Source organism: Sphingomonas sp. Leaf257 (assembly GCF_001422185.1).
GTDB lineage: Bacteria > Pseudomonadota > Alphaproteobacteria > Sphingomonadales > Sphingomonadaceae > Sphingomonas > Sphingomonas yabuuchiae.
Map to the genome: position 1 here is coordinate 36,344 of NZ_LMMH01000033.1, position 12,669 is coordinate 49,012.

Genomic DNA, 12,669 nt, shown 5'->3' on the forward strand with positions numbered 1-12,669 from the left:
CCAAGCTATGCTTGGGGAGGGGGACCATCGCGTCAGCGATGGTGGAGGGGCATCCCGTCGTAAAAAGGTGGAAAACCCCGCCCCGCCACCCTAGCTTTCCATCATGACCCTGCGCCCCTTCCATCTCGCCTTCCCGGTCCACGACCTGGCCGCCGCCCGCCATTTCTATGGCGAGGTCATGGGCTGCCCCGAAGGCCGGTCGAGCGATCACTGGATCGACTTCGACCTGTTCGGTCATCAGATCGTCGCGCATCTCGATCCTGCCGCCAAGCCGGTTGCGGTCGAGAATGCGGTCGACGGCCATCAGGTGCCGGTACCGCATTTCGGCGTCGTGCTGACCATGCCGGACTGGGAAAAACTGGCCGCGCGCGTCGAGGCGGCGGGCATCTCCTTCGGCATCGCCCCCTATGTCCGGTTCAAGGGCCAGCCGGGCGAGCAGGCGACGATGTTCTTCCGCGAACCCAGCGGCAATGCGCTGGAGTTCAAGGCCTTTGCCGACGACGCGATGCTCTTTGCCACGGAGATGACCGCATGAGTGCCCCCATTTCGCTCGATATCCCGCACAAGCTCGGCAAGGAGGACGTGCGCCAGCGGCTCGACGGCGGCATCGGCAAGATCGGCCGCATGATCCCCGGAGGCGCGACGGTGGAACATCGCTGGGACGGCGACACGATGCACTTCACCGTCGGCGCGATGGGCCAGTCGATCGGCGCACAGGCGACGGTCTATGAGGACAAGGTCCATGCGGTGGTCAACCTACCCGCCTTCCTGTCACTCTTTTCCAGCCAGCTGGAGGCGGTGATCCGCTCGGAGGCACCGAAGCTGTTGAAGTAGCGCAGCGAGCGGGGCGGCAAGCAATCTATTTTATTGTCGCTCGGTCGTGAATTTGCCTGGAACGCTGTTCCTGATGATACAGTCCCGCCCCCAAGTCTGACAATCCAGCAACAGCGCGTCATCTCCAACCTGATACCAGACTTCACCCTTGCCTACCGATAGGCCGAGTTCCGTAGGATTGGTCAGCTTATACCCGCGTCGATACGTGCATGTCTTCGGAAGACGATCATGCTTTCTATAGTCCCGTTTCAGGCAACCCGGCGGCCATTCATAAATGGATGCCGGGACCCGTTCACCCCAATCATAGCTTGGCCCCGCGTTTCTGCGGGTCATGCTGGGCAGGCCAGCTGCGGTGGCGATTATGACCAGAGCAACGATCGCCGGAACGGCAATTTTCGGGGAAAGCCCTGTGACGATCGCCATGGCGGGGGACTGTTTCCAGCTCGGTAATTACTTCGCCGCGCTGACCTTCCACACCACATTGCCGACGTCATCCGCGACCAGCAGGCCGCCGGTCTTGTCGACGATCACGCCCACGGGCCGTCCCTGCGCCTCGCCCTTGGCGTTTAGGAAGCCGCCGACCACCTCGACCGGCTTGGCTTTGGGCACGGGAAAGGCGTCCGCGAAGGGCACGAACACGACCTTGTAGCCCGATGGCGGCTTGCGGTTCCACGAGCCATGCTCGCCGATGAATGCGCCGCGTGCGAACCTGTCGCCCAGCTTCGCGCCCTCGGAGAAGGTCAGGCCGAGCGCCGCGACGTGCGGCCCCAGCGCATAGTCGGGGCGCTTCACATATTGCTGGAGCGGCGGATTGGTCGGCTGGACCCGGTTGTCGGGATAGCCGCCCCAATAATACCAGGGCCAGCCGAAGTGATCGCCGAACTCCACCTGGGTCAGATAATCGGGCACCAGGTCGGAGCCGAGCATGTCGCGCTCGTTGACCACGGTCCATAGCCGCCCATTGACCGGGTTCAGTGCCATGCCGTTCGGGTTGCGCAGCCCCGCCGCATAGATTCGCCAGTTCTTGTACTGCGGCCAGACCTGCAGGATCGCGGCGCGGTTCTTTTCAAGATCCAGACCATTCTCGGCGACGTTGCTCGACGAGCCGACCGACACGAACAGCGTCTTGCCGTCGCCCGAGGCGAACACGTTGCGCGCCCAGTGATTGCCCGCCGGGCGCAGGGGCACGACCTTTTCCGGCTTGGCGGTGATCTTCGTCGCGCCTTCCTGGTACGGCACGCGGACCAGTGCGTCGGTGTCGGCGATGTAGAGCTGCCCGTCGAACAGCACCATGCCGAAGGGCGAGTTGAGCCCGGTCAGGAACGGCGTCTTCATATCCGCCACGCCGTCCCCGTTCGTGTCGCGCAACAGGGTGATCCGATTGGCCGAAGGCACCGCCGCGCCTGCTCGGCCCAGGAAGAAGTTCATCACCCGCTGCACGATCCCCGAACCGGGCCGCGGCGGCGAGTTGGTTTCGGCGACCAGCACATCGCCATTGGGCAACTGGTACAACCAGCGCGGATGGTCGAGACCGCTCGCAAAGGGCTGGATGGCCAGGCCCGGCGCGACGCTGGGCTTGGCGCCGTTCGCCCAGCCGACGGGCTTGGCGATGTCGACCGTGGGAATCGTCTGCTCGCGCGGCGTCTCGATCGTCGGACGCGCGCCCGCAACCTGATCGACGCTCAACCGCGCCGTGTCGGGCCAGGCAAGCCAGGTGACGACACCGATGCCGATCAGGACGATGATGCCAAGGACAATCAGAACATGTTTGCGCATGGCCCGAGGATAGGGTGGGCGCGGCGTGGGGGGAAGGGGAAAGCGTGACGTCGCGCTGGCCTTCTATGGCCTTTGACGGCACCATCCTGGCGCGTTCTGAAGGCTTGGGAGGGCATGTCATGCGCATGGGATCGATGGAATGGGGTTTGGTGGCCGTGATGATGGCGGCCGTGCCGTCCATAGGGGCGGTTCAGGATCACGATCGACCCACACCCGTCCAGGGCCGCGAGGTCGTCGTCGAGGCAGAGAGGCTTCCGCCAACCAACGCTCCGCCTCCGCCGGGTATCGCGATCCAACCCGATCGGCTGACGAACCGCATTCTGGACGAGAAGGCGCAGATGTTCGTGCGCTGTGCCCGGTTCTTCCCGGTCAAGCTGCTGCACCGGGTGATCGACGGAAAGCCGAACAGTCCGGCGCCTCTATTTGCGATGGACGGCTTCATCCGGGCCAACATGGCCTGCTGGCCCGATCTTCCGCGCTCACCCATCCCTGCACCGCCTGATCTGGCAAGCTGCTGGCCGGCCACTACCAGCATGGGGCCGCCGGTATGCCGCAGCGTCTATGATCGGGGTGCCGTCCTGGAGGAGGCGATCGCGCGTTTCGCACCTGACGCGGAGTTGACGACCCGGCAAGTGGATGATCCCGCCGTTCAGGCGCGGCTGGAGGCCATGGAAGCAAACAGGCTGTCGCTAGCCTATCCCGACGAGCGGCTTCGCGCCCGGGCGCTGCAATGTCTGGTACGGTCCGAACCGGAAAACACCACCCGGATGGTGAGGGCGCATGGCCATCCGGCGCTGCAGACCCAATATGTCTATCGCATTCTCGATCAGGGTCGGCATTGCCTGGGCCGCCAGGGGGCGATCGAAGTCGAGCCGCTCTATTTCCGATACGCGCTGACCGATGCCTTTTATCGCTGGGTCGTGGCGGCGCGCGGCGTCGATACTTTGCTGCCGGTCGGGTGAGCCAGGCGCCGCATTCCCTGCGCATGAATTTTGGCCGCCGGTGCCACGGGGAGAGCACCGGCGGCCGTCGAGGACGCGAATGTCAGGGAGTTTATCCGCATCCTCGAACCGGGAAGCCTTGGGAGTAATCGTCTGTACCATGACGTATAGGTCAGCCGCACGGTCGAGGATAATAGAATAAAGCGCGCTCTGTAATCGATTGAATGATTATCATTGCGGAGGGAAGAGCCCGAAATGGGTGAGTCGGCTCAGGCTTACCCCGGATCGGATATGTCCGTCATTGCAGTACATGGCACCGGCCATTCAACCTCCCGAACAGCGCGAAGGGCGCCCTGAGGGAGGTATCCGATGAAGAATGTCCTCACACTGGTTCCAATGTTTGGCGCAATCGGCGTCTTGGGCTGCCTGACGGCCGCGCAACCGGCGGCAGCCATGCCGTCTTGCGAGCAGGAAGTCCGGATTCGCTGCTCCGGTTATGACGTTCAGGGACGACCTCGCCTCGATACTCGCCATTCGAGCTATGAAGAATGCGTCGAGGAAGAGACGGCATGGCGATGCATGGGGGGACCATCCTATTGGAGCGGCAGTGACGACTGGACCGCGTTCCGTCGGGAGGGCGGTTTCCGCTAACCGACCATCACCCTCATGGCCGACTTGCCGCAATTATGCAGCAAGTCGGCCTTTGCGATCATGCCAGTTTGGGAAGCGTCAGCACCATATCGCAGCGGTCGAGCCCCGGCCCATATCCATCCGTCGTCACGCTCTCGGCCCGAAAGCCCAGCCGTTCGTAAAAGGCTCGGCTATGCTGGCTGGTATCCAGCCGGACCTCGCGGACATCCGCTTGGGCGGCCCGGTCCAGTCGTACGCGAACCAGCGCGGTGCCGATGCCCTGTCTGTGCCGCGTGCGGTCGACCATGCCCCAGCAGAAATGCGCGATACGTCTGTTTGCGCCGATGGCCATCCCGCCGCAGCCGACGATGTGGCCATCCCGTTCCGCCACCTGAAACGCCCATTTCGCCGCATCATGGTCGAGGAAATGCGCGAAGTCGGCGCGTTCGGACGGCGCGAAATAGGGAGCGCTATTGCCGTCGAACAGCGCCAGGCAGGCGTCGCGATCCCCGGCCCGATAGGCGCGGATCACTCGTCGACCGTGGCCACCGCCGGATGGAGGCGCAGGCGGTGGATGCGACGCTCATCGGCCTCCGTCACTTCGATCCGCCAGCCGCTGGGATGGTCGATACAAGTACCGACCGGAGGCACCTGTCCTGCCAGCACGGCGGTCAGGCCGCCCAGCGTGTCGACATCGTCCTCCGCTTCTTCGAGCTGCGGGTCGACGGCGCGGCCGACCTCCTCCAGCCCGACGCGCGCATCCGCATCCCACGCACCGCCGTCGAGCGGCACAAGCAGCGCCTGCGGCGCCTCGTCATGCTCGTCCTCGATCTCGCCGACGATTTCCTCGATCAGGTCCTCGATGGTGACGAGGCCCTCTGTGCCCGAATATTCGTCGAGTACCACCGCCAGGTGCACCCGCTTCTGGCGCATGTCGGCCAGCAGATCGAGCGCCCCGCGCGACATGGGCACATAGAGCGGATCGCGGATCAGCCCGGCGATGGTGGCGGGATGCTCCGCGCCGGTCGCCAGGATATTGAACACGTCCTTGATATGCACCATGCCGATGATCGAATCGAGCGTCTCGCGATAGACGGGCAGGCGGCTGTGCCCGGCCTCGGCAAAGATCTGGACCAGATGGTCGAAGGTCGTGCGCTCCTCGACCGCGATGATGTCGGCACGCGGCACACCCACGTCACCGGCATCACGCTCGCCGAAATGCAGCAGATTGCGGACCATCTGACGCTCCAGCGGGGTCAGGTCGCCCTTGGCATCGGGGCCGGGATCGCCCTCGTGCCGGTCGATCGCATCCTCCAGCTGGTCGCGGAGCGACTCTTCCTGATCGCCGCCGAAGATCAGGCTTTTCAGCCCGTGCCAGATGCTGGATTCGTTGGAGTCACCGTTGCCGGTGCTGCTACTGGGGCCGTCGGCCATCGGGGGGTGTCAGTCCTCGCGTATCAGATAGGGATCGGCGATGCCGAGACTGGCCAGCGCGTCGCGTTCGATCGCCTCCATCGCCTCGGCCTCGCCATCGTTCATATGGTCATAGCCTAGCAGATGCAGGACGCCATGCACCAGCAGATGAGTCGCGTGCGTTTCGGCGGAAATCCCGCGTTCGGCCGCTTCCGCCACACAGACGCCGTGGGCGAGCACGATATCGCCCAGCAGAACCTCGCCATCGTCGGAATTCTGCGTCACCGTCTCGATCAGGTCGGGCTGGACCATCGGGAAGGACAGGACGTTGGTCGGCTTGTCCTTCTGCCGATACTGGCGGTTGAGCGACTGAACCTCGTCATCGCTGGTCAGCCGCACCGAAATTTCGATCAGCGCGGGCGTGGTCAGCAGCGGGCCGTAGGGCGTCCGCTCGATCGCGGCACGCGCGGCAGTGGTAGCCAACGCCTCCCAGCTCTGCTCGTCGCCCGACCAGGGCTCTTCATGGATCAGCGCGATTTCGATCATGGGAGCCTTTCAAGGGCAGCGGGGCGGTGATGGTGAAAATCGCCGCCCCCTATCAACAGTTCCATCGTTACGCCAACGAAAGCAGATGTTGGCGAAAGCAGGCTCAGGCGTTCGGCCCTTCATAGGCGTCGACGATCCGCCCGACGATCGGGTGGCGGACGACGTCGGCGGCGGTGAAGCGGCTCATCGCGATGCCCTCGACACCCTCCAGGCGACGCACCGCATCGGCCAGCCCCGATGCGGCGACGCCGCCGGGCAAGTCGACCTGGTTCGGGTCGCCGCAGATCACCATGCGGCTGTTCTGGCCGAAGCGGGTCAGGAACATCTTCATCTGGGCGGGTGTGGTGTTCTGCGCCTCGTCGAGGATGACGAAGGCATCGGCCAGCGTCCGGCCGCGCATGAAGGCGATCGGCGCGATCTCGATCTCGCCGCTGGCGATCCGCCGCTCCACCTGCTCGGCGGGCAGGCAGTCGTGCAGCGCATCGTAGAGCGGGCGAAGATAGGGATCGACCTTCTCCTTCATGTCGCCGGGCAGGAAGCCCAGCTTCTCGCCCGCCTCGACCGCCGGGCGCGACAGGATCAGCCGCTGGACGGAGCCGGTGATGAGCTGCGCCACCGCCTGCGCGACCGCGACATAGGTCTTGCCGGTGCCCGCCGGGCCGAGCGCGAAGATCATGTCGTTGGACACAAGCTCCTTCATATAATGCGCCTGGGCGGGGGTGCGCGGTACGATCGTCTTCTTGCGCGTGCGGATCATGACCGATGGGGTCGAACTGCGCTCGGCGCTGAGGATGCCGTCGAGCGTCGGCTCGGACGCCATCGCGATCGAGGCGTCCACCAGGCCGGTATCCACCTCCTCGCCGCGCTGGATACGGGCATAGAGGTCGTTCAGCACGTCACGGGCCAGCGCCACCTGCTCGGCGGTACCCTCCAGGCCGACCCGATTGCCCCGCGCGGTGATGTACACGCCGAGGCGATTCTCCAATGCGACCAGATTGCGGTCATATTGGCCGAACAGCTGCGCCAGCACTTGCGGCTTGTCGAAGCTGAGTTCCGCCCGGCTGCGTTCACCGGCCTGGGCGGGGAGGGGCTTGCGGCTCATGCGGTCCTTTCACCGTCTGTGGTTTTCCCAAGATGGGGTGGCACCGGTCGGAACGCCAGCGAAATTGCGTGACATAGGTGTGACGCGATGAGGCTTTTTTGCGCGCAGAGGCGCAGAGGGCGCGGAGAAGAAGAGCCCTGCGTGGCGGTCGGGAGACCTTCTTCTTCCTCTGCGCTCTCTGCGCCTCTGCGCGATTAAGAAGATTTTGGTTCGCGCGGAGGCGCGGAGGCGCGGAGAGGGTGTATCTAGCCGCGATCTTGGCCTGTGAGCCATTGGCTTTCAAATAGGTCTCCCGGTCGCGAGGGCCGGATGAAGCATCGACGAGCCAGGCACCTCCGCGTCTCCGCGTCTCCGCGCGAACCAAAATCGCGGAAGCATGGGCTTCGACTTCACTCAGCCTGAACGGAGGTTGGGGCTTACGCCGCCGCCTTCACCTTCGCCTGGCCGGTCAGCGAGTTTGGTCCGGCGGCGACCAGTTCGACCTCGACCAGGTCGCCGATCTGGTGGTCGCCGATCAGGTGGACCGACTGAAGCCAGGGCGACTTGCCGAGCATCTGGCCGGGTAGCTTGCCGCGCCGTTCCAGCAGGACGGTGCAGGTCCGACCGACGCTGGCGAGGTTGAACGCGTGCTGGTCGCGGTTGAGCGCGGCCTGGAGACGCTGGAGGCGGTCGTCCATCACCTCGGGCAGAACCTGATTCGCCATCGTCGCGGCGGGGGTGCCGGGGCGGGGCGAGTATTTGAAGCTGAACGCCTGGGCATGGCCCATCGCGTCGACCAGGCTCAGCGTATCGGCGAAGTCCGCCTCGGTCTCGCCGGGGAAGCCGACGATGAAATCGCCCGACAGCGCGATATCGGGGCGTGCCGCGCGCACGCGGTCCATCACCCGCATATAGCTGTCGCGCGTATGCTGGCGGTTCATCGCCTTCAGGATGCGGTCGCTGCCCGACTGCACCGGCAGATGGAGGAAGGGCATCAGGCTTTCGACGTCGCGATGCGCGTCGATCAGCCCTTGCGTCATGTCGTTGGGATGGCTGGTCGTATAACGGATGCGGTGCAGCCCCGGAATCCGGTCCATCTCGCGGATCAGGCCGTGAAGGCCACGATCGTCGGCATCGTTCCACGCATTGACGTTCTGGCCCAGCAGCGTGATCTCGCGCGCGCCCGCATCGACCAGCGCCCGCGCCTCGTCCATGATCGCCGAATAGGATCGGCTGACCTCGGCACCGCGCGTATAGGGCACGACGCAATAGGTGCAGAATTTGTCGCAGCCTTCCTGCACGGTCAGGAAGGCGGAGGGGTTCACCTTGCGACGGCCGGGCAGGTGGACGAACTTGGACTTGACCGGCATGTCGGTGTCGAGAGCGGCCTCGCCCGCCGCCGCCTTGGCGACCAGATCGGGCAGGTTGTGATAGGCCTGCGGGCCGACGACCACATCGACCTTGGCGCGACGGACGATCTCCGCCCCTTCGGCCTGGGCGACGCAGCCTGCGACCGCGATCATCGGCTTGCGACCCTGCTCGCCCGCGTCCTTCCGCAGACGACCGATCTCCGAATAGACCCGCTCGGTCGCGCGCTCGCGGATGTGGCAGGTGTTGAGGACGATCAGATCGGCGGCGCTGGCATCGTCGGTCGTCGACAGGCCTTGCGCGGCCATCAACTCGGCCATGCGCTCGCCGTCATAGACGTTCATCTGACAGCCGAAGGACTTGACGTGGAAGGTCTTGGGAGATGCGGGCATGACGCGGCCCTTATCGTAAAAGTCGCCCGCTCGCCAGCTTCGGGAAGGCGCACTGGCCGCGACGGGGGTCAGGTTTCGACGATTCGCCGCCGGGCCTCCGCCGCGATCGCCTTGCGGTCGGGGAAGTCCGCCGGGTCGAATGGCGCGAGATAATGGAGCGTGACGGTGAACCGCCCCCGCCGCCGCAGCACCCGTTTGACATGGGCGTCCCCCGGATCGGTGCCGAGCCAGGCCAGATCGCCCGCCGCCGCGCCATAGTCGATCCGCACCGGCTGCACGCGGATGCCGGGGATGGGCGGCACCAGGGCGGCGAACAGCGCGGGCTTGAAGGGCAGCAGGTTGAGGTCGTCGCCGGTCGTCCCTTCCGGAAACACCGCCAGCGGCGGCCCTTCGGTCAGGGCGGTGCGGATCGTCGCGACCTGATCGCCCACGCCCAGCCGGTCGCCGCGCTCGACGAACAGGGTGCGGTTGAGCCCGGCGAGCCAGCCGACCAGCGGCAGCGCCGCTACCTCCGCCTTGGCGACGAAACGCGTGCCCGACGTGCCCGCCAGCAGGAGGATATCCATCCAGCTCAGGTGATTGGCCGCAATCATCACATCGCGGCGTTCGGCCCTGCCGACGACGCGAATGTCCGCGCCCAGGATCATCGCGACCCGGCGCAGGAAGCGGGGCGGCCAGGGCGAGGTGCGTCCGGCCAGCCGCCACGCCCCGTGCAGCGCCAGCGCGATCAGCAGCACGCCCACGATACACAAAAGGCGACCCGCTGCTCGCAGGCCGCCCTTGCTGTCGGCGTCGTCGGGGACGGCCGCTGCCATCATCCCTTGCGGTCGAGACTGACGCCGTAAAGCTCCATCCGGTGATCGACCAGGCGGAAGCCCAGCTTCTCGGCGATCGCCTTTTGCAGCTGTTCCAGTTCGGGGTCGACGAACTCGATCACGCGGCCGGTCTCGACATCGATCAGATGGTCGTGATGCGCCTCGGGCGAAGGCTCGTAGCGGGCGCGGCCGTCGCCGAAATCATGGCGGTCCAGGATGCCCGCTTCCTCGAACAGGCGGACGGTGCGGTACACGGTCGCGATCGAGATGCCGGGATCGATCTTGGCGGCACGCTCATAGACCTTTTCCACATCGGGATGGTCCTCCGCCTCCGACAGGACGCGGGCGATCACGCGGCGCTGTTCGGTGATGCGCAGTCCCTTTTGCGCGCACAGCGCTTCGAGATCGATTTTGCGGGCCATGGTAACGTTTCAACTCCTCGGGCAAACCCCTCTCTACCCCCAAAGCCTAATTGCGAAAAGGGGATAGCGACTCGCAATAACCCGGAAACAGTGATCGGGTCAGCCGATGGCCCGGGTTGCGATCGACCGCCGATAGGTGTGCGCGTCGTAATGGCGCCCGTCGGCGCCCTTGTAATAATTGCGCCGTTCGCCGCACTTGGCAAAGCCATGCGCGGAGTAGAACAGGATGGCGGGATTGTTCGACCGCACCTCCAGATGCAGCGTTTCCACCCCATGCGCGGCACAGTCGGCGACAACCGCCTCGACCAGCAGGCTGCCGATCCGCGCGCGGCGATGCTTGGGCGTGACGCCCAGCAGCAGCAGTTCGGCCTCGTCCAGCACCGAACGGGTCAGCGCAAAGCCCGCCGGTTCCTCGCCCGCCTCGGCGACCAGCAGCTTGATGCCGGGCAGCGCCATCACGCCCAGCAATTGCGAGCGGGTCCAGGCCTCGCCCCATTGCGGGTCGAAGGCGGCGGCCATGACCCGTTCGACGACACCGGCGTCACGCGCGTCACCGGGGCGAAGCGAGATGCCGATGCTGGCCATCAGGCGGCCCCGAGACCAACGGAGTCGGGCGGTGTGATCCCGCCGGGCAGCTTGGCGTCGGGGGCTCGGCCATAGACGGGGCGCGGGGGCAGGGCGGTGAGGTCGGCGGGCAGCCGCCATGCCTCCGACGCATCGGGCAGCGCTTCGACCACCGGCAGATCGGGTGCCAATGCGGTCAGCCAGCGGACCCCGTTGCCGATCGCGACCCGGCCCTCCAGCGCGGCAAGCGCGGCATCGGGCTTCATCGAGGCGAAGGGGGAGAGGGCGGTCAGGTCGCGGGCAAAGGCCTGCACGAAGACCTCGCCATGCCCGCCTTCCAGCACGACCGTCAGCGCGGCGTCGTCGCGCGCGGCGAACCCGGCGGCGGCGACCAGCGCCAGCGATTGATAGCCGGTCGCGGTCACGCCCCAGCCCAGCGCCAGCCCGCGCGCCGCCGCGATGCCGACGCGGATGCCGGTGAAGCTGCCCGGCCCGCAATCGACCAGGATGCGCTCTGCCCGGCCGCCATCGGGCAAGGCCGCGATCATCGGCACCAGTCGCTCGGCATGGCCGCGCCCGACCACGTTATGGTCGCGCGCGATCACCCGGTCGCCGTCGAGAAGGGCGACCGAGCAGGCGGCGGTGGCGGTGTCGATGACCAGCGTGCGCAAGTTTGGCTCAGGCGATCCGGTTGGCTTGTTCGAACGCCAGCCGGGGGTTGCGCGGGTGCAGCTTCGACGTGTCGCCATAACCCAGCGTCGCGATGAAGTTCGACCGTACGCCCGGCTGGTCGGCGAAGAACGCCTTGTCCACCGCGCCCTGGTCGAAGCCCGACATCGCACCGGTATCCAGCCCCAGCGCGCGCGCGGCGAGGATCAGATAGGCGCCCTGGAGCGAGCTGTTGCGGAAGGCCGAGGCCTCGCGCAATTCGGTATTGCCGTCGAACCAGCTTTTGGCGTCCACATGCGGGAACAGCTGCGGCAGGGTTTCGTGGAAGTTCACGTCCATGCCGATGATGACGGCGGCGGGCGCGTTGCGGATCTTGTCGGCATTGCTGTCCGAGGCGCAGGATGCGAGCTTTTCCTTCGCCTCCGCGCTCAGGCACCAGACCATGCGCGCCGGGCTCTGGTTGGTCGAGGTCGGCGGCATCTTCATCAGATCCCAGATCGCCCGGACTTCGTCCTCGCCTACGGCCTTGTCGAGATAATGGTTGAAGGTGCGGCCCTCGCGGAACAGCCGGTCGAGGCTGGCATCGTCGATGGGGTTCATCAGACGGCCCTCACTTCGGTGACTTCGGGGACATAATGGCGCAGCAGCTGCTCGATGCCGTTCTTCAACGTTGCGGTGGACGAGGGGCAACCAGCGCAGGCGCCCTGCATCTTCAGATAGACCTTGCCCTTGTCGAAGCCGCGATAGACGATGTCGCCGCCGTCATTGGCCACTGCCGGGCGAACGCGCGTGTCGATCAGCTCGCGGATCTGGGCGACGATGTCGGCATCCTCGGGGTCGTCGGTGAAGCTGTCCTCCGACGGCACCGAAAAGTCCGCCGCACCCTGGCGAAACAGCGGCATCTGCGCCGAGAAATGGTCGAGCAGGATGCCCAGCACATCGGGCTTCACGTCCGACCAGTCGGTGCCGGGCGCAACCGTGACCGACACGAAGTCGCGGCCGAAGAACACGCCGGTCACGTCGCCCAGGTTAAAGATCGCCTCGGCCAGCGGGCTGGCGGCGGCTTCCTCGGGCGAGGCGAAGTCGCGGGTGCCGCTGTCCATGACCTTGCGGCCGGGCAGGAATTTCAGCGTCGCCGGATTGGGCGTCGGTTCGGTCTCGATCAGCATGACCCCCATGTGGCGCGGGTCGCGATGGGGATCAAGCAGGACGCCGGAA

General features: G+C 65.9%; 16 protein-coding genes. 4 read left to right on the top strand and 12 right to left on the bottom strand.

Annotation, left to right across the window (positions count from 1 at the left end; genetic code table 11):
- Window positions 1-103: 103 nt before the first annotated feature.
- Window positions 104-535, top strand: coding sequence for a VOC family protein (locus tag ASF14_RS14650; protein WP_056436556.1), 432 nt, complete (start codon window positions 104-106; stop codon window positions 533-535).
- Entirely contained in the window at window positions 532-834 is a 303-nt protein-coding gene (locus ASF14_RS14655; protein ID WP_056436559.1) for a polyhydroxyalkanoic acid system family protein, read from the top strand. The genes ASF14_RS14650 and ASF14_RS14655 overlap by 4 nt, the downstream gene beginning before the upstream one ends.
- Window positions 835-1,284: 450 nt before the next feature.
- On the opposite strand, the gene ASF14_RS14660 is transcribed toward ASF14_RS14655, so the two are convergent.
- Complete coding sequence (locus ASF14_RS14660) at window positions 1,285-2,610, bottom strand: PQQ-dependent sugar dehydrogenase (RefSeq protein WP_056436562.1); 1,326 nt, start codon at window positions 2,608-2,610, stop codon at window positions 1,285-1,287.
- A gap of 44 nt (window positions 2,611-2,654) precedes the next feature.
- Here ASF14_RS14660 and ASF14_RS14665 point away from each other — a divergent pair, with 44 nt between their 5' ends.
- Entirely contained in the window at window positions 2,655-3,572 is a 918-nt protein-coding gene (locus ASF14_RS14665) for a hypothetical protein (protein ID WP_168371541.1), read from the top strand.
- 348 nt (window positions 3,573-3,920) lie between these two features.
- The gene (locus tag ASF14_RS21600; protein WP_156361216.1) at window positions 3,921-4,202 is read left to right on the top strand and encodes a hypothetical protein; all 282 of its coding nucleotides are present in this window, start codon (window positions 3,921-3,923) and stop codon (window positions 4,200-4,202) included.
- A gap of 58 nt (window positions 4,203-4,260) precedes the next feature.
- Here the strand turns inward: ASF14_RS21600 and ASF14_RS14670 are convergent, their stop codons facing one another.
- From ASF14_RS14670 to ASF14_RS14720, 11 genes are all read right to left on the bottom strand, one after another.
- On the bottom strand, window positions 4,261-4,713 hold the full coding sequence (locus ASF14_RS14670) for a GNAT family N-acetyltransferase (protein ID WP_056436568.1): 453 nt from the start codon (window positions 4,711-4,713) through the stop codon (window positions 4,261-4,263).
- Window positions 4,710-5,615, bottom strand: a complete 906-nt coding sequence (locus ASF14_RS14675) for a hemolysin family protein (RefSeq protein ID WP_056436571.1) — start codon at window positions 5,613-5,615, stop codon at window positions 4,710-4,712. Before ASF14_RS14675 ends, ASF14_RS14670 begins: the two co-directional genes overlap by 4 nt.
- A 9-nt stretch (window positions 5,616-5,624) precedes the next feature.
- Window positions 5,625-6,140 carry an rRNA maturation RNase YbeY gene (gene ybeY / locus ASF14_RS14680; protein WP_056436573.1) on the bottom strand — a complete coding sequence of 172 codons (516 nt, stop codon included), beginning with the start codon at window positions 6,138-6,140 and terminating at the stop codon, window positions 5,625-5,627.
- 103 nt (window positions 6,141-6,243) lie between these two features.
- Window positions 6,244-7,242 carry a PhoH family protein gene (locus ASF14_RS14685; protein ID WP_056436576.1) on the bottom strand — a complete coding sequence of 333 codons (999 nt, stop codon included), beginning with the start codon at window positions 7,240-7,242 and terminating at the stop codon, window positions 6,244-6,246.
- Between the two features lie 416 nt (window positions 7,243-7,658).
- On the bottom strand, window positions 7,659-8,981 hold the full coding sequence (gene miaB / locus ASF14_RS14690; protein ID WP_082442278.1) for a tRNA (N6-isopentenyl adenosine(37)-C2)-methylthiotransferase MiaB: 1,323 nt from the start codon (window positions 8,979-8,981) through the stop codon (window positions 7,659-7,661).
- A gap of 68 nt (window positions 8,982-9,049) precedes the next feature.
- Window positions 9,050-9,796, bottom strand: a complete 747-nt coding sequence (locus ASF14_RS14695) for a lysophospholipid acyltransferase family protein (protein WP_236697087.1) — start codon at window positions 9,794-9,796, stop codon at window positions 9,050-9,052.
- The gene (locus tag ASF14_RS14700) at window positions 9,796-10,218 is read right to left on the bottom strand and encodes a Fur family transcriptional regulator (RefSeq protein ID WP_007406973.1); all 423 of its coding nucleotides are present in this window, start codon (window positions 10,216-10,218) and stop codon (window positions 9,796-9,798) included. Before ASF14_RS14700 ends, ASF14_RS14695 begins: the two co-directional genes overlap by 1 nt.
- 99 nt (window positions 10,219-10,317) lie before the next feature.
- Complete coding sequence (locus ASF14_RS14705; protein ID WP_056436582.1) at window positions 10,318-10,803, bottom strand: GNAT family N-acetyltransferase; 486 nt, start codon at window positions 10,801-10,803, stop codon at window positions 10,318-10,320.
- Window positions 10,803-11,453 carry a tRNA (adenosine(37)-N6)-threonylcarbamoyltransferase complex dimerization subunit type 1 TsaB gene (gene tsaB, locus ASF14_RS14710; RefSeq protein ID WP_056436585.1) on the bottom strand — a complete coding sequence of 217 codons (651 nt, stop codon included), beginning with the start codon at window positions 11,451-11,453 and terminating at the stop codon, window positions 10,803-10,805. Before tsaB ends, ASF14_RS14705 begins: the two co-directional genes overlap by 1 nt.
- 7 nt (window positions 11,454-11,460) lie before the next feature.
- Window positions 11,461-12,051, bottom strand: a complete 591-nt coding sequence (locus ASF14_RS14715; protein WP_056436588.1) for a malonic semialdehyde reductase — start codon at window positions 12,049-12,051, stop codon at window positions 11,461-11,463.
- Window positions 12,051-12,620 carry a NifU family protein gene (locus tag ASF14_RS14720; protein WP_056437140.1) on the bottom strand — a complete coding sequence of 190 codons (570 nt, stop codon included), beginning with the start codon at window positions 12,618-12,620 and terminating at the stop codon, window positions 12,051-12,053. The genes ASF14_RS14715 and ASF14_RS14720 overlap by 1 nt, the downstream gene beginning before the upstream one ends.
- Between the last annotated feature and the right edge of the window lie 49 nt (window positions 12,621-12,669).